This window comes from Paenibacillus naphthalenovorans, from assembly GCF_001465255.1.
GTDB lineage: Bacteria > Bacillota > Bacilli > Paenibacillales > NBRC-103111 > Paenibacillus_G > Paenibacillus_G naphthalenovorans.
The window spans coordinates 1,734,740-1,755,658 of sequence record NZ_CP013652.1 but is presented as its reverse complement, the minus strand read 5'-3'; the positions used below and the strand labels follow the sequence as shown (position 1 = coordinate 1,755,658).

The following is a 20,919-nucleotide window of genomic DNA, read 5'->3' as shown; positions in this document are numbered from 1 at the left end:
GGAAAAATGAGAGGAGATTGATTAAATGCTATTTTGGACAATTGTATTTTTTACAATAAGTTTGATTGGTTTAATCAAGGGGGGACTTTTTAGTTCACTAAAAAGTAGATTAAAGCAAATTGAATTAAAAAAATTAAATGGGGGTGATGAAAAAGAATATGTCGTAGAGTGGTTAAAAGCTGGCTGCTTTCCTCTGATTGTTGTAAGTTTCTTATTTATCGCTGAAGTTTTATATCTTGTAAATGCACTAGACTATGATCCATATAAATTCCCTACCATTACTGCTATTGCAATATTAATTATTGGAATAATTAAAACAAAGAAGAGTAAAAAATCTAACGATATGACAGAAGAAGAGTTAATTGTTTATAAAGCAGAATTAGTTAAAAAAGATAAGAGAACTTTTATGTCAGTAATTCGATCATTTTTGTGGGTTGTATACTTTGGATATATGTTTTATGTGTTGGTATTTTAAAAATAAAAGCAGGAGAAAACAATATATATGAATACAATTATTATCAACGGTCAGAGATTCAATACTAGTGGAAACAATATCTCCGTCACAAACAACCAAGTGATTGTCGATGGAAAAGTTGTTCAAGGAAATTTATCTGGTATCGTAGAAGTAAAATTCGAAGGAGATTTAGCATCATTAAAATGTAATGGGAGTGCTACAGTAAACGGCAATGTTTTTGGAAGTGTGAATGCAGGAGGATCGGTAGATTGTGGAGACGTTGGTAAAAATATTGACGCTGGTGGTTCCGTAACATGTGGTTTTGTTGGTGGGAATATTGATGCAGGTGGAAGCGTAAGATATAAAAAATAGACTTTAATACATACTAAAACGCATACTAAATATAGTGATTATGATGAATTTACATACTATATATTGATTTAAAATACCAATAAATGCATATTTCAATGAAAAAACGGAGGATTTAGTTAAGGCATTGTTGAATCAATTGAAATTCAATATAAATAAAGTATGGAGGTTATATGCCTAAATTTTATACATATATTCAAAACAATTCCGGTGGTTCATTTATTGTCAATGATGATGTTTGCGAGTATGTGATTATTGAAGCTGACAATTATGAACATGCAAATTGGTTAGCAGAAAAGAAATATGGAATATATTTTGATGAGTGTAATCAAGGTCTCGACTGCTCTTATTGTGGGGATCGATGGAATAAACAATGGAACAATAATTATGCTACCGATGTTCCAATGATTTATGGTAAACCACTTTCTGAAGTGGAAAAATCTTACTATAGAAAAAACTGTATTGTTTATTATCTGGATGGTCGCAAAGAATTGATTGATCTAAAGTAAATTCTATATATAGTATGATATAAATATTTTACATACTACATATTGATATTATAATCATAAAATTAACAATTGATTACAATTTAAAGGAGAGAAGAAAAAATGCAATTCGTTGACAAATTAAAAGATTTCTTCAAATATAATGAGGGAGCATACTATCTGATCACAGACAATACAGGATACAATACAATTTTGAGGGTAGATGATGTTGTTTTTGAGACAGTGAACACAGAAAAATTTATTGCAGAGCATATTGGAGAGATTGAAGAATATTTCTATACTGATAAGGACTATCGCTTAGATTTTACGGTAAAAGGTAAGCAATATTTTTTGATTAATTATGATGATGGAGTCGTATCAATCTAATAAAGAGTGGGAGTTGATGAATGTGTCATTACTTGAACAAATTCAAGAAATTTTAAGGTTACTTGAAGCAGCCAAAGATGACTTAGAAGCATGGGTTGATACTGTTGAAGAATTAGGTATTGATACAGATGAAACTAAAAACCTTATCTCGGAAATCAGATCAACTTTACATGAAGTAGGCTTCTAAAAAGCCAATAAATCAGTTCTTTCAATGGGTGATGACCTATCATCAAAGGAGGATAAAATATGGAAAATATTATATTGAAGGTTAGAGCAGATTCTAAAGCGGCAATTGCAAAACTTTCTCAATATCGCCAAAAAGGTGACATTCAAAATTATAAAAGTATGTGCGATTCCATTGAAATTCTAATTAATATGCACAACAAGAATTTTAGAAATGTAAAAGTTAATGAAAAGACTCAAGAATTTCTAGAAGATATCATAGTGAAGTTAAATGACGAGATTTCTTTGCTTTCAAATTGCATGGATTCTCTCTTACAAAAAGAAGATGTACGAGATTACCGCAATTATTTGATATCATTGGATAGGTTAACATCGATTCATGAAAAGACAAAAGGTGAGTATTTTTGGAATGCAAGGAATGAGAGATTAAGATTAAATCAATAATAAAGGAGAATACATATTGATTACACAAAATGATCTTAAACTGGCTTTTGATGCTGCAACAGTTAATGGTGATCGATTCGTTGGACTGAAGATTCAGATGAGTGGTTTTGAGAAGGATGAAATCATTATCAATGAGCGAGAAAACTTTCAGGCAAAACTTGAATACTACCAGCGAGTTTATGATGAAGATTTAAACCATAAGTTTTCTCAGGGAATCAAAATTCTTGGTATTACATCTGCCAATAGTTTTGATGAGATTCAAGCAGATTTAATTGATTAACTCCTATTGAAACTATGATTTCATATAAATAAAATATAAAAAATATTGACATTAATATGTAATAAATGATATATTAACTAGGCGATGAAGGGGGTGAAAAAGTTGATTGAAGTTTTCGAAGTTACTATTAAACAACACTACCCAATAGGTGTAAGAGAAGTTGAGTTCGCTGTTCCAGTTAAACTTAGTGAAGAAGATATTACTGAAGGAGTTTATGGTGATTGTGAAGCTGTTAAAATGGCATTGTATTTATTTTTGAGTGATTATGTCTTATCAGAAGGCAGTAAAATTGAAATTGTGAAAGTGATTAAAAGATAATGAAATGTTATTCAATAATGTTTAATTAAAAATACATAATAAGGACGATACAATATTGCTTGTAGTATATGATTCAATGACAGGAAATGTCGAAAGATTTGTGAAAAAATTGGGAGTAAAAAATGTAAAAATACATAAAGAATTAATTGTAAATGAACCTTTTATTCTAATTACATATACAACCGGTTTTGGACAATTACCTCAATCAACAACTAATTTTCTATCTAAAAATAATAGATATATCATAGCAGTAGCTTCAAGTGGGAATCGTAATTGGGGAAAAAATTATGGTTTTGCAGCAGAATTAATTTCAAAGCAGTATGACGTTCCAATAATATTGAAATTCGAATTAAGTGGAACAGAGGATGACATTAAGATATTTACACAGGAGATGCAAAAATTTGTCTAATGAATCCAGAAAATAAATTAGGTGAAGTATATTACTCTAATAATGGTGAAAGAGCGACGATTATCGGTTGCAAAAGTGGGAATTTTTTAGACTATAGTCAACACAATCAAAGGAGTAGATAGTATTAATGGATAAAATTCCAGATTATATCAGACTTAACAATGAAATTATGATTCAAAAGGATGGGAAATTTCAATTTGAAAAAGACAAAGAAGCTGTAAAAAGTTACTTTGTTGATTATATTAACCAAAACACAGTATTTTTTCATGATTTAAGAGAAAAATTAGATTATCTAGTAGAGAATGATTACTACGAAAAAGAGTTTCTTGATAAGTACTCATTTAAAGAAATCAAAGAAATTTTTAAGATTGCTTATGCCAAAAAGTTTCGCTTTCCTTCATTTATGAGCGCCTTTAAATTTTATAATAATTATGCACTTAAAACTTCTGATGACAAAAAGATTCTTGAAAGATATGAAGACAGAGTTGCGGTGAATGCTTTATTCTTGGCAGATGGAAATTTTGAAAAAGCGAAGAAATTTGTTAAAGATTTGATTGATGGTAAGTATCAACCTGCAACACCTACATTTCTATCTGCTGGTCGCAAACGCAGAGGAGAATTGGTTAGTTGTTTCCTTCTTATGGTTGATGATTCCATGAATGCTATTGCTAATGCAATTAACAACGCATTACAATTATCAAAACGAGGTGGCGGCGTTTCATTCAACTTGACTGACCTTCGCGCGTTAGGAGATCCAATCAAAGGAATTGAGAATCGTTGTAGTGGTGTTGTTCCTGTAATGAAACTGCTTGAGGATTCATTCTCTTACGCTAATCAGTTAGGTTCACGAGATGGAGCAGGAGCAGTATGGTTGAATATTTTCCACCTTGATGTCATCGACTTCCTCTCCACTAAGAAGATAAACGCCGATGAGAAGGCGCGTATTAAAACATTGTCTCTTGGACTAATTGTTCCTGATAAATTTTTTGAGTTAGTTGAAAAAGATTATGAAATGTATTTATTCTCTCCATATGGGATTCAAAAAGAATATGGGAAACGAATGAGTGAAATCGATATTTCTAAAATTTATGAAGAACTAGTCGATAACCCAAGAATTAGAAAAAAGAAAATCAATGCTAGAGATTTACTTACAATGATTGCACAAGTACAAGTTGAAAGTGGTTATCCATATTTCTTCTTTGAAGATAATGCTAATAGACAACATCCTCTTAGTAATGAAGGAAAGGTAAAATTCTCTAATTTATGTACCGAAGTATTGCAACTGTCTGAGACTTCAATAATTAATGATTATTATGAAGATGATGAAATTAAACGTGATATTTCTTGTAATCTTGGATCGCTCAATATTGTAAATGTAATGGAATCTAAAGATATTGCAGGAGCAGTTTCATCAGGTATTAGAATGCTCAATACGGTGGCAAATAAGACTCGCATTGAAGCCGTACCAAGTGTCGCTAAAGCCAATGATGAAATGAAAAGTGTAGGATTAGGAGCTATGAACTTACATGGTTTTTTAGCAAAAAATAAAATATCTTATGAGTCTAAAGATGCTGTAGAATTTGTTCATGCATTTTTTTCAGCAGTAAACTATTATTCAATTTTAGAATCTATGAAGATTGCACAAGAAACAGGATTTATTTTCAAAGGATTTAAAGGCTCAAAATATGATACTGGCGAATACTTTGAACAATATTTGCAAAATGATTATCATCCAAAAAGTGAAAAAGTAGAAAATTTATTCAAAGGAATTGAATTGCCTACAAAAGAAGATTGGAGAGCCTTAAAACAATTAGTTAAGGAAAATGGTTTAGCACATAGTTATAGACTTGCGATTGCTCCGACGGGTAGTATTAGTTATGTCCAAAGTTCCACAGCTTCAATTTCGCCAATCACAGAAAAAATCGAACACAGAACATACAAAGATAGTGATACATATTATCCAATGCCATTCCTTAATGAACAAACATTCTTTTTCTTTAAGGAAGCCTATGATATGGATATGTTTAAAATGATCGATGTTTACGCGGCGGCGCAAGAACATATCGATCAAGGAATTTCATGTACTTTATATGTCAAAGATACAATTACTACTCGTGAACTGTCTATGTATTATATTTATGCATGGAAAAAGAATTTAAAAACATTATATTACACAAGAACTAAAATGACAAATAACATTAATGAATGTGTAAGCTGTTCTGTGTAAGTAAAATATATTTGGAGGTTGTATAATTTGATTGAAGCGGTAAATTGGGATAATACAACTAGTGATTTTGCTAAGATATTTTGGGATCAAAACACTAAGCAATTTTGGCTTGATACAGAAATCCCTATATCTAAAGATAAAAAGACTTGGGAAGAATTAAGTGATATAGAACAAGATGTTTATATGAAAGTATTGGGAGGACTCACCTTGCTTGATACAGAGCAAGGTGGAGTCGGTATGCCACTCATATCTATGCATGTTCAGGACTTACAAGAAAAAGCCGTTTTAACATTTATGGCAGCTATGGAACAAGTTCATGCTAAAAGTTATAGTACAATCTTTACAACACTTGCAAGTAAACAAAAAATTGAACAGGTGTTTGAATGGGTTAAACATGATAAATGGCTTCAAGATAAATCAAGATTAATTGAAAGTTATTATAAAAATATAACTGATGAATATTCACTAGCACAAGCTATGATTGCCTCTGTATTCTTAGAATCTTATATGTTTTACTCTGGATTTTTTTATCCTTTATTACTTGCAGGACAAGGAAAATTGAAGAACTCAGGAGAGATTATATCCTTAATTATTCGTGATGAATCAATTCATGGAGTTTTTGTTGGTCTTCTGTATCAAAAACTCATTTCTAAATTTTCCGCCGAACAAAGTGAAAAATTAAGAAACTTTTCTATTGAACTTCTTAATAAACTGTATGAAATTGAGTGTCGATACACAGAAGAAATTTATGATATTTTAAATTTATCTTCAGATGTTAAAAAATTTATTAGATACAATGCAAACAAAGCATTAATGAATCTTGGTTATGAACCACATTTTGCAAATGAAGAAATAAATTCTGTTGTATTGAATGGACTGAGCACTGAAACACGAACTCACGACTTTTTCTCACAAAAAGGAAATGGTTATGCAAAGATTAAAGTAGAACCATTAAAGGATGAAGATTTTGAATTTATTTATAGCCTTACAAAAAAATAATAAAAGGAGTTTTTATGACAAGTAACAATAAATCTAACTATGAATCAGTACGTGAGTTCCATGCAGCATTTTCATATCCCATGCCTTCTGAACCAACACCAATGGACGAAGAAATGGTATTAAATCGAATGGGATTTCTTGGGGAGGAGATGATTGAGTTGCTTCATGCAACTTCAGAATCCCCGAAACAATTTAGAGAGATGTTTAAAAAGCTACTTGAAAGATTAGAACAATCATATGCAAAACAATCTTTAAAACCATTTCCTGAAGATAAATTGGTCGCTCAAGCTGATGCATGTTTAGATATGAGATATTTTAATAGTGGCGATTTCACGCTACTTGGGATCAATCCTGACCCACTGTTTGAAATTGTGCATAGTTGCAATATGAAAAAGTTATTTCCAGACGGTAAACCGCGCTATAATGAGCATGGTAAGATTCAAAAGCCTGAAGGTTGGAACCCTCCAGAACCACTTCTAGAAGCTGAAATCCAACGTCAAATTGAAGAAGCACAAAAATAATACATAATTGGGAGATGCTACGGTATCTCCCTTTAATATCACACTAAGGAGGATTTATGAAACAATACCTCGATTTACTTAAAGATGTATTAAACAATGGAACTATCAAAACAGATCGTACAGGTACAGGAACAATCTCTGTTTTTGGAAGGCAACTTAGATTTAATTTACAGGAAGGATTTCCACTTTTGACAACCAAGAAACTCCATCTTAAATCAATTATCCATGAATTATTATGGTTCCTGTCTGGAGAAACGAATATCCAATATCTAAAAGATAATGGTGTGAAAATTTGGGATGAGTGGGCTGATGAAAAAGGTAATCTTGGTCGTGTCTACGGTTCTCAGTGGCGCACATGGACAACTGCAGATGGGAAGACTATTGATCAAATAACACAGGTTATTAATCAAATTAAATTCAATCCAGATTCTAGAAGGCATCTCGTTTTAGCATGGAATGTTGGAGAAATCGATCAGATGGCTTTGCCGCCGTGTCATTATGCATTTCAATTTTATGTAGTTAATAATAAACTTTCTTGTATGTTTAACATGCGTTCTACAGATGTTTTCTTAGGACTACCATTTAATATTGCTTCATACGCATTACTTACAATGATGGTAGCCCAAGTATGCGATTTAGAGATTGGAGAATTAATTTATACAGGTGGAGATATACACATTTATTCCAATCATATTGAACAGGTTAAACTTCAACTCACAAGAGAACCGAAACCACTACCAACAATGAAGATTGATCCAAAAATTAAAGATATCTTTTCTTTTAAATATGATCATTTTACTTTAGAAAATTATGATGCACATCCTCATATCAAAGGAGAGGTATCTGTTTGATCTCTCTAATTGTTGCTCACGACAAAAACAGATTGATTGGTTCAAACAATTCTTTACCTTGGTATCTGCCTAATGATTTATCTCATTTCAAGAAAATAACTACTGGAAATATTGTAGTCATGGGGAAAAATACTTATGAGTCCATAGGCAAGCCTTTGTCTAATAGAATAAATGTTATTTTAACTAGAGATAACTCATGTAAAATTGAAGGTTGTATTGTTTCTAATTCAATTCATAAATTATTACAAAATATATGTGTTGAAGAAGAAATCTTTATAATCGGTGGAGCAAATGTTTATTCTCAATTTATGACTATCGCAGATAAATTGTACGTGACTTACATCGATCATCAATTTGAGGGCGATACCTATTTCCCTGAATATGAATCAAATTTCAAATTAATAGGCGATGAAAAAGGCATGAAAGACGATAAAAATCCATATGATTATTATTTTAGAGAGTACGTAAGAAAATAAAAAATAACATATTGACTAAAATATAATATCATGCTATATTTAATCCATAAGGTTTCTACCATATGGATTATTTTTTTATTCAATGGAAAGGAGAATAAACAATTGCAGAAACCCAATTTAAACGTAAAAAATATCCGTCTTACAACTCATGCACACGAAAGAATTGAAGAACGTTTTAAAATCAAAGACAAAACATCAGCACTAAATCATGTCAAATCATTGCTAGGTAGAGCTAAATACATAGGTGAAATTGTTGGTGAAGACGGTAATAGATCGCATATGTATACGGCTGATAAAATTGCAATACATATTAACTTAGACTTAACTGCAATATTAACTGTATATCCTATCGACTCGCACGGTCAATATTTTGGACTAAAAGAAAAAGTTAAAAATTTATACGAAAAAGAATTTAGAAAAGTAGATAGAATAGAACGTTCAATGTTAAGAAGAATGGAACATCTAAAACTTAAAACAGAAGCAGAAATATCAGCATTAAAGTATAGAAAATACAAAACACGATCAAAAAATGTAAAAGAAGAATGTGAAAAAATGATTGCTAATCTCAATAACCAAGTGAATGATTTAGATTTAAAAATAAAAAATATTCAAAATAATAAAAGAGAGATTGCAAGAGCATACGCAACAGTGGTATTATAAATACATAACATACATAATAAATACATGGGAGTAATATAATGCAATTATCCGAATCAGCAAAATTTTTTACTGACGAAAAATCACTAAATATCATAGTAGTTAAGGGGATGGGGAGTTGAACTGGAATTATATAAAAAGAAATAAGAAACTCAATAATGAAGAGTTAATCACTAAAGCAAAATCAGGTGACAATGAAGCAAAAGAATTATTGTTCAAAAATAATATTCCATCGATCTATAAAATAGTGAGAAGATGGAAGAAAATGGGGTGTAATATTGAAACTGAAGAACTTATCAGCATAGGCTGTCTAGGGATGCAAAAAGCATACAATTTTTATGACCCAACTAAAGGTTTCAAATTTACCACTTTGTTATATACAGCTATTAATAATGAGATTAAATATCATGTAAGAGCGACAAAACTTAATAAAAGAGATTATTATCACATTATCAGTCTTGATAAACCTCATGAAGACGGAGATACACTTTATAACATAGTATCAGATACTAATATTATTGATCCTTTTTCACTAACCAATTCTATTTTCTTACGTAATTTATTAATAAAATTCTATGAAACTGCCACCGAAAGAGAAAAAATCATTATACATAAAATATACTATGAAGGCATTAGTGGAAGAGAATTGTCGGATGAATTAGGTATTACCCATCAAAGAGTTTCACAAATACATAAAAAAATTTTAGAAAAATTAAAGTGTATGACAGAGGAATCAGCATAAAACAAAATATATACATTATTTGGAGTGAATGATATTGAAAAGAAAACTTGTTATTAGTGATATCCATGGTTGTTATGAAGAATTCAATGAACTATTGGCTCTAGTAAAATACAATCCCTCAGAAGATAGACTTATTCTTCTAGGCGATTACATTGATCGAGGCCTCAAAAGCAAGGAAGTTGTTGAGCAAGTAAAAGCCCTTCATGAAGAATGGGGAGTAATTACACTCAAAGGAAACCATGATCAAATGTTCTTAGACTCACTTGATAATCAAGATGACAGTACATTCCTTTACAATGGTGGTCTTGATACAATCAATAGTTACTGTGGAGTCAATTGGTTTGAGGATGGTTTTACAATGAATAGATTTCAAGAAGCAAAACAATTCATTCAAAAGCATTATGGTCATCACATTGATTTTCTTAAATCCTTGTCATACTATCATGAAGATGATGAATATATTTATGTTCATGCAGGTTTGAACCCTCTGTATGAAAACTGGAAAGAACAACCCAAAGATAATTTCTTATGGACTAGAGACGTTTTCTTAAATAACCCCACATTAGTAGATAAAACAGTCATCTTTGGACATACACCTACAATCAATATGCAAGAAACAGAAGACATCTGGTTTACTGGAGACAAAATAGGAATAGATGGTGGATGTTGCTTTGGTCTTCAACTGAATTGCTTAGAAATTAATGATGAAGATGGATACAAACAATACTATGTGGAAAGCAAAAATAAAAGAAGAAAATAATTAGAGTAAAGTGAGATGATGAAATGAGTTATGGAAGAAATCCTCATTGCATTGAAAGAACGATTTTAAGGGAGATGAGAGATAAGAAATGTTAAAGAACGAACTTAGTTTTATTGGTGAGAACATGAAAACATATTACTTCTTTATGAGCACCATTGGTACAATAGCAGTTATTTTCGGATTTATGGAAAATATACCAAAGTTCATTTACATACCATCAGTGATTATAGCAATTGGTGCTTACTTATTTTCATTACACTTCTTATTATTTGGTCATCGTAGCAAAAGAACAAAAGAAGAACGAGCAAAAATTTATAAAGAAGGCTATGATCACGGTAGATTCGATGAAGAGATGGATAAGACATATAGTATGGGAAAGTATGCTAACGAATCGGATAGTCCATTTAAAGGAAATTGCCCTGACTGTAGTTATCCACTACCTAACAATATTGGATTGTGCCATACAGGAGAATGCAAGAAATTACGTTGGATATTATTGAAAGGGGATAAATATGACAATAGATCAAGTTATTGAGTTAGGTAAAATAAATTATGATAGCAGTGTTTTTAGTTTAGATTATTGGATATGGTGGGTTATTATAATATTGCTCTTAATAATTGAATTGTCAATTTGGTTATTCGACTCTTTCTTAGATAATGAAGAAGTAAAAGGAAAATGTATCCTATTATCCGTTATAGTATTTATGTGTTTGCTTGGGTGGAATGGTCTCGCAGATATGAATAAAGAAGAAGAACTAATAGAGAAATGGAAAAGTGAAGTGGCCTATCCATATATCTCGAAACTTCCAGAAGAAAAAAGAGAAGTGGTTTACATTAAAATTGATCCTGAGCTAAGTCACAAAAAAACAGGTGGTTGGTTATATACATATAGTACTGAAGTGCAGCGAACACCACTTACTATATCATTTAAGGGAAATGGTGTAGAGACATATACGAATTGGTATGAGACACACATGGAGTTATCTCATGAGCAACGTCCATACGTCACATTTAAAAGGTTAGAAAGGGACTTAGGTCATAACGTTAACAAAGGATTGTATGATGTTAAAGTTTATTTGCCTGATAGTTATCAGTTTATTGAAATAAAATAAGTCACTTAAAATTCCAGTTTCATGGCGAAAGGAGAGCATGAAGTGAAAGTAAAACTAAGGAACATCACGCTTGGTACAGAAAATGAAAATCCTTTTGATCTAGAGGACGAAGGAGAATTTTATGGGGTTGCAAAATTAGAAATCGAACAGGAGGTTGGTAAAATATACAATCAAACAATAAGGTACAAAAATGATGAATTTTATTTGAATATCTCTTGTATGCCAGAGGAATTGCAATTAAAAGCAAAAGAATTTTTCGATCTACTTAAAAAAGAAATCTGTAAATTACGATAAAATACACTGTTTCATTAGAAAAAGGAGAATACAAATGAAAAAATTTAAAATGCGTATGTATGACAAGAAACACAATGTAATGGAGTATATTGACTATTGTTATTATTTTGAAGAGAACGGAATCCATGAATTGAGAGATTTTCGAGAATATGAAATTCCTATGTTCTCTACGGGTAAAACAGACAATGATGGAGCGGAACTTTGAGAGGGTGATAAACTTACTAATGGGTACGTGTATGGTGAAATTGTTTATTCGGAAGAACATGCTGCATTCATGATGAAATATCTTCATTTGAATGAAAACAATTTGATCACTCTCAAGGAAGCACTCTATAGGGGATTCTACAGGATTGGCAACGTGTACTATGATGAACATTAAAAGTTATGAAATACACTGTTTTATCAGGAGAAGGGGATGAAAAAATGGAAGTATGGTTTACCGCTGATACACACTTTGGACATAAGAATATTATTGCTTATGAGAATCGACCATTTAATTCTGTCGAGGAAATGGATGAAGAATTAATTGATAATTGGAATTCTTATGTGGAACCATACGATTTAATTTTTCACTTAGGAGATGTATTCTTTTACAATTCAAAAAAGCAGCAAGAAATGATTCCTAGATTGAATGGTAGAAAGATATTAATTCGTGGTAATCATGACGAGGGATATAGTGATTCAAAATTTCACCAACTGGGATTTGATGTACATAATTATTATATTTTTGATAAGTTTCTATTGAGTCATTATCCTCAACAAGAAGAAGCGCTCTGGGAACTAATTTTACAAACTGATATTATTGGTAATGTTCATGGGCATGTTCATTCACGGATTCAAGGTTTAGATCAGAATATTTATAAGTGCGTTAGTGTTGAATTGGGACAGTATAGACCATTTCATATAGATGAAATTTATCGGCATTTTGGAAGATGAAATATTTATATGTAGCAAATGAAACTCAAGATTTTATTAGAAAAGCAAGATGCAAGATGAACTAGTTCAATACTTCATTGTAAACTCGGAACTTGATATGTCAGTAGGAAAGATTGCTGCTTAAGTAGCTAATTATTGTATAAAAATTAATCTCAAATGGAGATTAGAACAAAAAAAATTATTTTATAGGGAGATGAATAAAAATATGAGAAATTATGAAGAAATCCTAGCGACTAAAATTGATCAAAAACTCAAATCAGTTGTTTGTAATAAGTGTGGGAAAACAAGTGAAGTCACATGGAATGAACATGACCATGAATACTGGGGCCATGAAGATATGCATCATGTAGATGTGACATTTGAAGAAGAAGATAACAAGTATCGTTCAAAATGTTGGTTGTTTGATCTTTGTGATGAATGTTTGGTTGGATTTGTGAAGACATTCAAACATGCTCCAGATTGGTTTAGAGGAAATTATGGACACAGCACACAAAGAATATTTGAAGAATGGGTTAGCAACGGTTGTAAGTCATACGATAGGTTTTAGAAAATTAAAATAAAAGATGCATTTTATTAGGAACAAAAAATAAAACGGAGAGTGATTTGGTGGGAAAAGAGTTACTTGGTAGTCTTGAATTAAATCGTATTTATCAAATGGATTGCTTAGAAGGGATGAAGTTAATTCCTAACGAGTCAATTGACATAATTTTATGTGATCTGCCATATGGCACAACAGAAGCAAAATGGGACAGTATAATTCCAATTGATAAACTTTGGATACAATACGAAAGGATTATTAAACCAGATGGAGCAATTGTGTTAACTGCTAGTCAACCATTTACAACAAAATTAATTCAAAGCAATTATGGACTCTTTAAATATGAGTGGATTTGGGTTAAGAGTAAACCGACAGGATTTATAAATGCAAAAAATGCCCCATTGAAAAAACATGAAAATGTTTTAGTTTTTTCTAAAGGAGCAACAGCGAATAGGAGTCCTCGAAATATGAAATATTTTCCACAAGATCTTAAACCTTTAGGAAAAAAGAAAAAATCAAAAAATAATCCAGATGATATATTCGGAACAAGACCCAGTAGAAATAATGATGGATATGTGCAAGAATTTACAGGATATCCAGATAGTATATTAGAATTTGCAAGTGAAAGCAAAACGGTTCATCCAACACAAAAACCATTGGCGCTTTTTGAATATCTTATAAAAACATACACCAATGAAGGCGATATAGTTCTAGACAATTGCATGGGTAGTGGAACAACTGCTGTAGCAGCTTTAAAAAATAATCGCAAATTTATAGGATTTGAAACGGAATCAAAATACATAGAAGTTGCAAATAAACGCATTGATTCAATATATAATGAAATTGTATAATGAAATTGAAGACAAAAAACTTTTATATGGAGAGTGACAATTATGTGGCTTACATATGATGAAAATGAATACATATCAAAACAATATCGCAAATATCTCGACAATAAGTTGTCACTTGATAAATTTAATGAACAGATTCAAAAGAAATTCAATACCGATTACGACTTTAGAGCAGTAATTAAGGAGTGTAAATTACAAAATAAAGGATCTTATGATATTGGGTGGGCATTACTTGATCTTGGGGAGAAATAAATGAGAATTGTTAACATTTTAAATGGAGAGATTGAATTTATAAAACATGATGATGACTTGGTTAAATTAGTTGAAAATCATATGGGATACGACATGTCATGCGCTATCAAAGACTTGGTTGAAAGAGCAGATGAAGTTAAATATAAAACAGAAAGCAATTTGTTGAGTTATGAACTAAGTCTTGAAGAAAGTAGAGAAGGATATCTAGAATTATGCGACATGTTAGAAAGGATGGTAAATACTTTAGAAAAGAAAAAAATAAATAAAACAACCTTACAAGAGATTATAGACAGAATGGAAAACATAATAAATCGACATATTTAAAACACTATAAAAAGATACTTTTATCAGGAAAGGAGGAGAACAGTTTTGACATATGAATACATTAGACCATATAAAGAAGATAAGCCTAAGAGATGCCCTCGATGTGGATGTGAAATCAATCCTTTTGGTATTATTTTAGAAGAAAACTGTGGTTTTCTTGGATTGGGAATAAAAAGAACTTCGATTAAGTCTTGCATGAAGTGTGACTATAAGATTAAAAAAAGAATATGAAAATACTCCATTTTATAAGGTGATTATTAATGATGGAAGATGTTACAAATTACATACAATCAAGATACTTAATGCCGATTAGCGATTTAATAAGTAAATATAAATTAAAAATTTATTCTGATGGTATGGCATACTATGTAATTCACAATAATGATGAGATTGGCTATTGGTTTTATCATAATAATGGAATTGATTTTCTAACAACCGTAAAATATGGTCTACAAAAACAAACATTTAATGATTGGAAAGCAGTTGCAGAATTTATTGAAAAGCAAATAAAAATTTATTTCGAAAGAAGATAAGAAAGGGACTAATTCCAGTCCCACTTTAAATTCATGTCTTGATATTCACCTGCTCTAAAATAGTTCCCGAAACTATCTCTATTAGGGAAACCTTCAGGATGAGCGGGATAAATAGTTAATTCATGTCTGCACTTGTGACACCAAGTTTTCTTAGAACTTTCATATACATAATGCGTACCTTTAAAGTAGCATGCATAACACTCATATCTTAATTTATATCTCTTTTTACCATCGTGTTGTCCTATTTTAATTCCTGTGATAAGGTAATCAGGTTGATCATTAGTTTCTTTATATGTAGATTCTAATTCTTCTTTATTTTCAGTTAGTCCTTTAATTAGTTGTTCTTTAATTTCATTCTTTTCAATTTCAGTTTTATCTATTCGTTGTGGTTCAATTGGTTTTACTTCATTAAAAAAGTTACTGTAAGCATCGCCTATTTTAGAGTAAGTATCAACCATCTCAAAAACATCAGATTCAATACCAAATAACCTAAAAACCTTATCAATTATCACAAGTTTACTTAATGAATCTGCTTCATTGATTTCAATTTCTGCTTCTTTACCTTTACCGTCATTAATAGAGATTTTTACATTAAGCATAGATTCACCTCTTTGCATATTAATATCTATTTTAAGTTAAAGAAGGGGAAATGTAAAATAAAAAAATTAACAAGTTTTCATTGGAAAACATTATTTAATTTAACGAATGACCAAGGTTCTTTGGTAAAGAAGATGAAATTTGAATTTTATGGGGGAAACATGAAAGCAAAAGAACGAGCAAGAGCAATTGGAGAAGCATTATTGGCAGTTGCAAGTGATACTGTAGTTTCACGAGATGACGAGAAATTATTCGGCATCCTCTTTGCAAACCATCTTCAAATGAATGGGTATAAAAAAGATATTGATCCAGACTTGCTAATCCTCTCGATGAGAGACGCATATCATGAGTTGCAGCATCACAAAAAACATAATCCAGAGGCAACAATTGAAACTGTATTTACAAAGCAATACATAGATAAACTGATTGAAAAAGGTTGGTATACAAGACCAGAGGATAAGGTTTTAGAATGGTAATAAAACAAGAAATTTATGAAGAAAAGGAGAGAAATGACAAAAATGAGAACTGAAACCGTAAAGGTTAATTTACAGTTTAATGTTACTAGAGAACTTGAAGATAATGAGGTCTTATGTCCTGTATGTAGCGGCACATCATTGCATATTCAAGGAATCCCATTGGCGCAAGTGACGAACGGAATTTATGAGATTAAAAAATTTGGCAGGTACGACACAATTGTTGGATGTGGCTCATGTTATTATGGGGTACAAAAGAAATGTGAACATTGCGATAACCTACTTGGGCGCAGTAATCTTTGTACGTGCGATAAATCTAGATGGGAACAAAGAAACAAAGAGGAGCAAAAAGAAAGGGAAAAATGGGGGAAAATTAATAAAATTACATACAAAGAAGCGCTAGATAAATATGAAATGATTTACATTGATGGTTTTGAAAAATATTGTGCTCCTGATGAGCTTTCAGAATATCTTCAATGGTATCTTGATGATAACAGAGAAGTTACAGTTGAAGATATACTTAGCCTGAGAATTTATGGGACGTATATTACAAATGCAATGTTTGATGCAACAAGCATTTTAGAAAATGCTACAGAGGAACTTCATGAAGAAGCATACGATCGTTCAAAACACATCTTAAATAAATTACAGAGCTACTTAGACGAAATAGCTAAGGAAATTCAGCGGGATACACTAACCTACTTTCCAGATGAAAAAGTAGGTATTCAATTGACCAGCAAAGATATTGAAAAGTTTGAACTACAGTTCAAATAAAAACTAGATTTTATAGGGAAAAGAATATGTGGATTTACTCTGTGTATCGTATAATATTTTCAACATTATATTTTTTCTCTACTCCTTGTGAATGAGCAATAAAATTAATTGTATCGAGTATTCGTACAAGTGTTTCTATCTTAATTGCTTTTGTATCACCACTAGTCAATTCTAGTATCAAATTAGGTCTTAGTTTAGCTTCAACAGCTAATTTATTTTTCGTAATTCCTAATTCTTCAAGTGTGTCATTTATAGTAAATTCAATTCTACTCATTATTGTTTTAACCTCCTATGTTGCTTTTATAAATAAATTATACAAAATACAATTAATTAATTCAATTAAATTATTTTCGATTAACTATTTACATTTAACGAAATTCGTTATACAATAATCCCATAACCAAATGGGAGGTTAATACATATGATCAAAATGGACGCAGAAGTAATCGAGTTAGGTAGGCAAATGGAGTCAGCAAAACAATCTAAACAGTCATTCATTAATTTTATCATTTATTTGGAAATACCTCAAGTTGATCCATGGGTTATTGGATGGTTAGAGGAATATTGGACAGATCAGATGAGTAGGGTGTTTTTTGAACGGTTTTATAATGGATCGTTGGATAGTACAACGTTGTATCTTGAGACAGGTGAAATTTTACCTAGTTTACTAGATGATATCGAGGAATGTATAAGGAGCTTTTCGAACTAATAATACACATCGAGAGGGGGTGAATTTTTGGAAATTTATAAAACTATCAAGTTAAGAATTAATTGCAATGAATACGATCTTAAAAGACTTGAAATTTGCAACAAAGAAAGTGCTCATATATGGAACTTGTGCATTAAAGAAAATAAAATGAATTTCGAGAAGAACAAAGAATTACTATCTAAAGGAGATTTGCAAAGTTTTGTTAAGAAAATAGATGTTAGTACTATATGCGCGTTCAATAAAACTTTCGTTTCCAGAAGAGTGTTTGAAGCATACAAAGCTATTTCAAAAGCTAGAAAATCTGGCAGGAAAGATCTGTATTATCCTTATAAGGATAAAAAGTTTTTTCCGACAGAGTGGGACTCTTATCGTATGCATTTTAATTATGCTGACAATATTATCTACTTAGCTACTGCGCGATACATTGGGAATGATGGAAAACCTCATAATGGGAAACAAATTGTCTTAAAATTCAAAACACCAATACCACATAATATAAAAACATTAAAACTAGTATACGAACATGGTCATTATTATGCTTGTATTTCTTATCTTATTGAAGTGAAAGAAAAGAAACCTTTCTTTAGCAACAAAGCATCAATTGATCTTGGAGAGATTCATGCTATTACATCTGTGGATAATAACCGAAATCAATTAATTATTACTGGTCGCAAAATTCGCTCAATCAAACAATTTCGTAATAAAAGACAAGCAGAATTACGTTCAAAAATGGATCGTTGCAAAAAAGGATCACGTCAATACAATAAATATCGAATTGCTTATGCTAAAATCAAATCAAAATGCAGAAAACAGCTTGATTACCATATTCATAAACTGACTCGCATGTATACAAATTGGGCCATAGAGAAAGGTATCTCTGTGGTATATTGTGGAGATGTGACAGGTATAGAATATGGGACAAATGCTAAGGGAAATAGTTTTACAAGGCAAAAAATTAACCAATGGGAATATGGTAAGATCATGAGATTACTAGAATACAAGTTAAGACTTGAAGGTATTCAATTCGAGAAAGTTGACGAGAGTTATTCTAGTCAAATTTGTCCTTGTTGTGGATTCAAAAACAAACCAAAGAATAGGAATTATAGGTGTGACAATTGCGAAGAAGAATTTCACAGAGACATTGTTGGAGCATGGAATATTTTAAGTAATAATTGTAAATTGGATTTTACACCAAGTAATTATACGAAGTATCTACGTATTGCTTAAGCAAAAAGTAGTAGACGGCAAGCATTTTGTCCATAATCAATTGATTTATTGATTATGTTGCTCATTGAAAAATGAGAAGTGGGCTTATAAAAACCCAATAAATGTAGAAGATATTTCAGAAAGAAAAAACTTTACATTTGTATATGAACCAAACACCAAAGAAGTACATACATACGATACATCAATCAATACTACTAGGAAATTACTTATGACTTATCGAGAGCACAAAGGTAAACTAGTGCCAACTTATTCATCAAATAATGCAAATTATAACACCAATCCATTAGACAAAAAAACTGCTAAAGATTATTTTGAAGCATTATACGAGAAATCACTTAAACCTAGTTCGTATTACAATATTTGTTTTCTTGGGTGGGTCAACCCAAAAACGTTTCAACCAATCGAAGAAGTGGAGGAGTTAAATAAAGGTATGGATTATCAATTTGAGAAGAATAAATTATATGCACATTTAGGCGATAAATTAGTCAAAGAACTAAAAGAATATAAATGTTTCATTGCTGGTGGAACAATCACAAGTTTATTCTGCAACAGAGAAATTAATGATATCGATGTCTATTTTCGTGATGAAGAATCATTAATTCAATTTATTGAAGATAGCTGGTCTAGTGGATGGGTGATAACGAACACTAAAAAGGCCACTCTCGTTAAATTCCAAGGTAAAGACGTTCAATTAATTCACTTTGACTATTTTAAAAACGCACAGGAGATTTTTGATACATTCGACTTTACGGTGTGCATGGGCGCTTTTGATTTTGCCGATGAGAAATTTTATCTTCATAATGATTTCTTAAAGCACAATTCGCAAAGAATTCTTATTTTTAACAAAAATACATCTTATCCAATTGTATCATTGTTACGTGTTCAGAAGTATAAAGATAAAGGCTATACAATCTCTAAACCTGAAATGCTGCGAATCGTCATGACTTGCATGAAACTAAATATTACTACTTTATCTGAGTTAAAAGAACAGATTGGTGGTATGTATGGAGTAAATTATGACAGACTCTTTGAAGGTGAAAGTGAGGATTTTTCACTTGAAAATGCAATTGATAAAATTGAAAATTTGTCATTAGATGATGATTATTTTAAGGCTCCAGAGTTTATGGAATTTGAAGATGCGGAAGAAATTATCGATGAAATCAGAAAACAGCCTATTAAATTCTTTAAAATCAATGATGTATATTATCGAATTAGAACGAATGGAACAATTAAAAAATCTAATAATAAGCCAAAAAATGGAATCGAAATAGATGCTGGAAATAAGCTTAGTAATATGAAATTATATAAGTTTGTTAAAAATGAAAATAATACATATAGAAGTTATTATGATAGTAAATTTGAGTATAAAATTGGTGAGATTGCAATACCACAAAATAGAAGTTATGGAACACCATTACTATATTTTAACGAACTTAAGGAAATCAATGAGTCACCTTTCAATTCGAGGAAAGATAAAGCGCTGCTTGAAGTTGAATTTGAAGTTGATGATTTTTACAGTAAAGATGGGTCACAAATTACCTTAAAAAAATGCAAAGTAATAAGAGAAGTTCCTAAAGAAGAATATCAACAATATCTTGATGATGAACAAGAAGATGATGATCCATTTGCATAAACCAAATAAAAGAACAATTTCATGGGGAGATGAGTTGAAAATGGATATGTACAAGCAGATGTGTGTTCAGCAAGGATATATTCCGCTTACGTGTACATTGGATG

34 protein-coding genes are annotated in these 20,919 nt (G+C 31.0%); 32 read left to right on the top strand and 2 right to left on the bottom strand.

All coding sequences use genetic code 11. The features are described 5' to 3' along the window. Positions 1-25 precede the first annotated feature (25 nt). The 27 genes from IJ22_RS08475 to IJ22_RS08355 all read left to right on the top strand — a co-directional run bounded on the left by IJ22_RS08475 (position 26) and on the right by IJ22_RS08355 (position 15,402). Positions 26-475 carry a hypothetical protein gene (locus tag IJ22_RS08475; RefSeq protein WP_062408442.1) on the top strand — a complete coding sequence of 150 codons (450 nt, stop codon included), beginning with the start codon at positions 26-28 and terminating at the stop codon, positions 473-475. A gap of 27 nt (positions 476-502) precedes the next feature. After that, the gene (locus IJ22_RS08470; protein WP_062408441.1) at positions 503-826 is read left to right on the top strand and encodes a hypothetical protein; all 324 of its coding nucleotides are present in this window, start codon (positions 503-505) and stop codon (positions 824-826) included. 170 nt (positions 827-996) lie between these two features. Then, positions 997-1,332: a DUF7296 family protein gene (locus tag IJ22_RS08465; protein ID WP_062408440.1), complete on the top strand. Its 336-nt coding sequence runs from the start codon at positions 997-999 to the stop codon at positions 1,330-1,332. Between the two features lie 99 nt (positions 1,333-1,431). After that, positions 1,432-1,695, top strand: coding sequence for a hypothetical protein (locus tag IJ22_RS08460; RefSeq protein WP_062408439.1), 264 nt, complete (start codon positions 1,432-1,434; stop codon positions 1,693-1,695). Positions 1,696-1,717: 22 nt separating this feature from the next. Then, positions 1,718-1,882 (top strand): hypothetical protein, encoded by a 165-nt coding sequence (locus tag IJ22_RS26275; protein WP_160327356.1) that lies wholly within the window; start codon positions 1,718-1,720, stop codon positions 1,880-1,882. A 59-nt stretch (positions 1,883-1,941) separates the two neighbouring features. After that, positions 1,942-2,322 carry a hypothetical protein gene (locus tag IJ22_RS08455; RefSeq protein ID WP_062408438.1) on the top strand — a complete coding sequence of 127 codons (381 nt, stop codon included), beginning with the start codon at positions 1,942-1,944 and terminating at the stop codon, positions 2,320-2,322. Positions 2,323-2,338: 16 nt separating this feature from the next. Continuing rightward, positions 2,339-2,602: a hypothetical protein gene (locus IJ22_RS08450; protein ID WP_201023605.1), complete on the top strand. Its 264-nt coding sequence runs from the start codon at positions 2,339-2,341 to the stop codon at positions 2,600-2,602. Between the two features lie 102 nt (positions 2,603-2,704). Next, positions 2,705-2,920, top strand: coding sequence for a hypothetical protein (locus tag IJ22_RS08445; protein ID WP_062408436.1), 216 nt, complete (start codon positions 2,705-2,707; stop codon positions 2,918-2,920). Between the two features lie 55 nt (positions 2,921-2,975). Further along, a complete protein-coding gene (gene nrdI / locus IJ22_RS08440) occupies positions 2,976-3,329 on the top strand; it encodes a class Ib ribonucleoside-diphosphate reductase assembly flavoprotein NrdI (protein WP_062408435.1) in 354 nt (117 codons plus the stop codon). A gap of 127 nt (positions 3,330-3,456) precedes the next feature. Then, a complete protein-coding gene (nrdE, locus tag IJ22_RS08435) occupies positions 3,457-5,556 on the top strand; it encodes a class 1b ribonucleoside-diphosphate reductase subunit alpha (protein ID WP_062408434.1) in 2,100 nt (699 codons plus the stop codon). A gap of 27 nt (positions 5,557-5,583) precedes the next feature. After that, the gene (gene nrdF / locus IJ22_RS08430) at positions 5,584-6,555 is read left to right on the top strand and encodes a class 1b ribonucleoside-diphosphate reductase subunit beta (protein ID WP_062408433.1); all 972 of its coding nucleotides are present in this window, start codon (positions 5,584-5,586) and stop codon (positions 6,553-6,555) included. 14 nt (positions 6,556-6,569) lie between these two features. Continuing rightward, positions 6,570-7,076, top strand: a complete 507-nt coding sequence (locus tag IJ22_RS08425) for a pyrophosphohydrolase domain-containing protein (RefSeq protein ID WP_062408432.1) — start codon at positions 6,570-6,572, stop codon at positions 7,074-7,076. A 56-nt stretch (positions 7,077-7,132) separates the two neighbouring features. Beyond that, positions 7,133-7,927: a thymidylate synthase gene (locus tag IJ22_RS08420; protein ID WP_062408431.1), complete on the top strand. Its 795-nt coding sequence runs from the start codon at positions 7,133-7,135 to the stop codon at positions 7,925-7,927. Beyond that, positions 7,924-8,403 carry a dihydrofolate reductase gene (locus IJ22_RS08415; RefSeq protein WP_062408430.1) on the top strand — a complete coding sequence of 160 codons (480 nt, stop codon included), beginning with the start codon at positions 7,924-7,926 and terminating at the stop codon, positions 8,401-8,403. The genes IJ22_RS08420 and IJ22_RS08415 overlap by 4 nt, the downstream gene beginning before the upstream one ends. A 102-nt stretch (positions 8,404-8,505) precedes the next feature. After that, entirely contained in the window at positions 8,506-9,063 is a 558-nt protein-coding gene (locus IJ22_RS08410) for a hypothetical protein (RefSeq protein WP_062408429.1), read from the top strand. A 115-nt stretch (positions 9,064-9,178) separates the two neighbouring features. Further along, positions 9,179-9,802, top strand: a complete 624-nt coding sequence (locus tag IJ22_RS08405; RefSeq protein ID WP_062408428.1) for a sigma-70 family RNA polymerase sigma factor — start codon at positions 9,179-9,181, stop codon at positions 9,800-9,802. A gap of 28 nt (positions 9,803-9,830) precedes the next feature. After that, a complete protein-coding gene (locus IJ22_RS08400; protein ID WP_062408427.1) occupies positions 9,831-10,562 on the top strand; it encodes a metallophosphoesterase family protein in 732 nt (243 codons plus the stop codon). Positions 10,563-10,650: 88 nt separating this feature from the next. Next, positions 10,651-11,097 (top strand): hypothetical protein, encoded by a 447-nt coding sequence (locus IJ22_RS08395; RefSeq protein ID WP_062408426.1) that lies wholly within the window; start codon positions 10,651-10,653, stop codon positions 11,095-11,097. After that, positions 11,075-11,674 (top strand): hypothetical protein, encoded by a 600-nt coding sequence (locus IJ22_RS08390; protein WP_062408425.1) that lies wholly within the window; start codon positions 11,075-11,077, stop codon positions 11,672-11,674. Before IJ22_RS08395 ends, IJ22_RS08390 begins: the two co-directional genes overlap by 23 nt. Positions 11,675-11,716: 42 nt before the next feature. After that, complete coding sequence (locus IJ22_RS08385; RefSeq protein ID WP_062408424.1) at positions 11,717-11,968, top strand: hypothetical protein; 252 nt, start codon at positions 11,717-11,719, stop codon at positions 11,966-11,968. Positions 11,969-12,002: 34 nt separating this feature from the next. Beyond that, entirely contained in the window at positions 12,003-12,173 is a 171-nt protein-coding gene (locus IJ22_RS26270; protein WP_160327355.1) for a hypothetical protein, read from the top strand. Between the two features lie 218 nt (positions 12,174-12,391). Continuing rightward, complete coding sequence (locus IJ22_RS08380) at positions 12,392-12,904, top strand: metallophosphoesterase (protein ID WP_062408423.1); 513 nt, start codon at positions 12,392-12,394, stop codon at positions 12,902-12,904. 205 nt (positions 12,905-13,109) lie between these two features. Continuing rightward, complete coding sequence (locus tag IJ22_RS08375; RefSeq protein WP_062408422.1) at positions 13,110-13,451, top strand: hypothetical protein; 342 nt, start codon at positions 13,110-13,112, stop codon at positions 13,449-13,451. A 59-nt stretch (positions 13,452-13,510) separates the two neighbouring features. Beyond that, positions 13,511-14,293: a DNA-methyltransferase gene (locus IJ22_RS08370; protein WP_418007102.1), complete on the top strand. Its 783-nt coding sequence runs from the start codon at positions 13,511-13,513 to the stop codon at positions 14,291-14,293. A gap of 42 nt (positions 14,294-14,335) precedes the next feature. Beyond that, positions 14,336-14,545, top strand: coding sequence for a hypothetical protein (locus tag IJ22_RS08365; protein WP_062408421.1), 210 nt, complete (start codon positions 14,336-14,338; stop codon positions 14,543-14,545). After that, a complete protein-coding gene (locus IJ22_RS08360; protein ID WP_062408420.1) occupies positions 14,546-14,869 on the top strand; it encodes a hypothetical protein in 324 nt (107 codons plus the stop codon). It abuts the gene before it with no gap. Positions 14,870-15,129: 260 nt separating this feature from the next. Continuing rightward, positions 15,130-15,402 carry a hypothetical protein gene (locus tag IJ22_RS08355; protein WP_062408419.1) on the top strand — a complete coding sequence of 91 codons (273 nt, stop codon included), beginning with the start codon at positions 15,130-15,132 and terminating at the stop codon, positions 15,400-15,402. Positions 15,403-15,410: 8 nt separating this feature from the next. Here the strand turns inward: IJ22_RS08355 and IJ22_RS08350 are convergent, their stop codons facing one another. Next, positions 15,411-16,001, bottom strand: coding sequence for a hypothetical protein (locus tag IJ22_RS08350; RefSeq protein ID WP_062408418.1), 591 nt, complete (start codon positions 15,999-16,001; stop codon positions 15,411-15,413). Between the two features lie 159 nt (positions 16,002-16,160). On the opposite strand from IJ22_RS08350, the gene IJ22_RS08345 reads away from it, so the two are divergent. Further along, a complete protein-coding gene (locus IJ22_RS08345) occupies positions 16,161-16,475 on the top strand; it encodes a hypothetical protein (RefSeq protein WP_145862511.1) in 315 nt (104 codons plus the stop codon). Positions 16,476-16,517: 42 nt separating this feature from the next. After that, complete coding sequence (locus IJ22_RS08340) at positions 16,518-17,246, top strand: hypothetical protein (protein WP_062408416.1); 729 nt, start codon at positions 16,518-16,520, stop codon at positions 17,244-17,246. A gap of 34 nt (positions 17,247-17,280) precedes the next feature. Here the strand turns inward: IJ22_RS08340 and IJ22_RS08335 are convergent, their stop codons facing one another. Beyond that, entirely contained in the window at positions 17,281-17,520 is a 240-nt protein-coding gene (locus IJ22_RS08335; RefSeq protein WP_062408415.1) for a hypothetical protein, read from the bottom strand. A 147-nt stretch (positions 17,521-17,667) separates the two neighbouring features. Between IJ22_RS08335 and IJ22_RS08330 the strand changes: the two genes are divergently transcribed. The 3 genes from IJ22_RS08330 (at position 17,668) to IJ22_RS08320 (ending at position 20,815) form a co-directional block, all read left to right on the top strand. Then, positions 17,668-17,955, top strand: a complete 288-nt coding sequence (locus tag IJ22_RS08330) for a hypothetical protein (RefSeq protein WP_062408414.1) — start codon at positions 17,668-17,670, stop codon at positions 17,953-17,955. Positions 17,956-17,982: 27 nt separating this feature from the next. Beyond that, complete coding sequence (locus IJ22_RS08325) at positions 17,983-19,182, top strand: RNA-guided endonuclease InsQ/TnpB family protein (protein WP_062408413.1); 1,200 nt, start codon at positions 17,983-17,985, stop codon at positions 19,180-19,182. 64 nt (positions 19,183-19,246) lie between these two features. Beyond that, positions 19,247-20,815, top strand: coding sequence for a Gabija anti-defense Gad2 family protein (locus IJ22_RS08320; protein ID WP_235594288.1), 1,569 nt, complete (start codon positions 19,247-19,249; stop codon positions 20,813-20,815). The last annotated feature ends 104 nt before the right edge of the window (positions 20,816-20,919 follow it).

Bases quoted from the DNA above. Each gene is read 5' to 3' on its own strand.
- IJ22_RS08475 (WP_062408442.1), top strand. From the start codon at position 26: ATGCTATTTTGGACAATTGTATTTTTTACAATAAGTTTGATTGGTTTA.
- IJ22_RS08470 (WP_062408441.1), top strand. From the start codon at position 503: ATGAATACAATTATTATCAACGGTCAGAGATTCAATACTAGTGGAAAC.
- IJ22_RS08465 (WP_062408440.1), top strand. From the start codon at position 997: ATGCCTAAATTTTATACATATATTCAAAACAATTCCGGTGGTTCATTT.
- IJ22_RS08460 (WP_062408439.1), top strand. From the start codon at position 1,432: ATGCAATTCGTTGACAAATTAAAAGATTTCTTCAAATATAATGAGGGA.
- IJ22_RS08455 (WP_062408438.1), top strand. From the start codon at position 1,942: ATGGAAAATATTATATTGAAGGTTAGAGCAGATTCTAAAGCGGCAATT.
- nrdE (WP_062408434.1), top strand. From the start codon at position 3,457: ATGGATAAAATTCCAGATTATATCAGACTTAACAATGAAATTATGATT.
- IJ22_RS08425 (WP_062408432.1), top strand. From the start codon at position 6,570: ATGACAAGTAACAATAAATCTAACTATGAATCAGTACGTGAGTTCCAT.
- IJ22_RS08420 (WP_062408431.1), top strand. From the start codon at position 7,133: ATGAAACAATACCTCGATTTACTTAAAGATGTATTAAACAATGGAACT.
- IJ22_RS08400 (WP_062408427.1), top strand. From the start codon at position 9,831: ATGATATTGAAAAGAAAACTTGTTATTAGTGATATCCATGGTTGTTAT.
- IJ22_RS08395 (WP_062408426.1), top strand. From the start codon at position 10,651: ATGTTAAAGAACGAACTTAGTTTTATTGGTGAGAACATGAAAACATAT.
- IJ22_RS08390 (WP_062408425.1), top strand. From the start codon at position 11,075: ATGACAATAGATCAAGTTATTGAGTTAGGTAAAATAAATTATGATAGC.
- IJ22_RS26270 (WP_160327355.1), top strand. From the start codon at position 12,003: ATGAAAAAATTTAAAATGCGTATGTATGACAAGAAACACAATGTAATG.
- IJ22_RS08380 (WP_062408423.1), top strand. From the start codon at position 12,392: ATGGAAGTATGGTTTACCGCTGATACACACTTTGGACATAAGAATATT.
- IJ22_RS08375 (WP_062408422.1), top strand. From the start codon at position 13,110: ATGAGAAATTATGAAGAAATCCTAGCGACTAAAATTGATCAAAAACTC.
- IJ22_RS08365 (WP_062408421.1), top strand. From the start codon at position 14,336: ATGTGGCTTACATATGATGAAAATGAATACATATCAAAACAATATCGC.
- IJ22_RS08360 (WP_062408420.1), top strand. From the start codon at position 14,546: ATGAGAATTGTTAACATTTTAAATGGAGAGATTGAATTTATAAAACAT.
- IJ22_RS08355 (WP_062408419.1), top strand. From the start codon at position 15,130: ATGATGGAAGATGTTACAAATTACATACAATCAAGATACTTAATGCCG.
- IJ22_RS08350 (WP_062408418.1), bottom strand. From the start codon at position 16,001: ATGCTTAATGTAAAAATCTCTATTAATGACGGTAAAGGTAAAGAAGCA.
- IJ22_RS08345 (WP_145862511.1), top strand. From the start codon at position 16,161: ATGAAAGCAAAAGAACGAGCAAGAGCAATTGGAGAAGCATTATTGGCA.
- IJ22_RS08340 (WP_062408416.1), top strand. From the start codon at position 16,518: ATGAGAACTGAAACCGTAAAGGTTAATTTACAGTTTAATGTTACTAGA.
- IJ22_RS08335 (WP_062408415.1), bottom strand. From the start codon at position 17,520: ATGAGTAGAATTGAATTTACTATAAATGACACACTTGAAGAATTAGGA.
- IJ22_RS08330 (WP_062408414.1), top strand. From the start codon at position 17,668: ATGATCAAAATGGACGCAGAAGTAATCGAGTTAGGTAGGCAAATGGAG.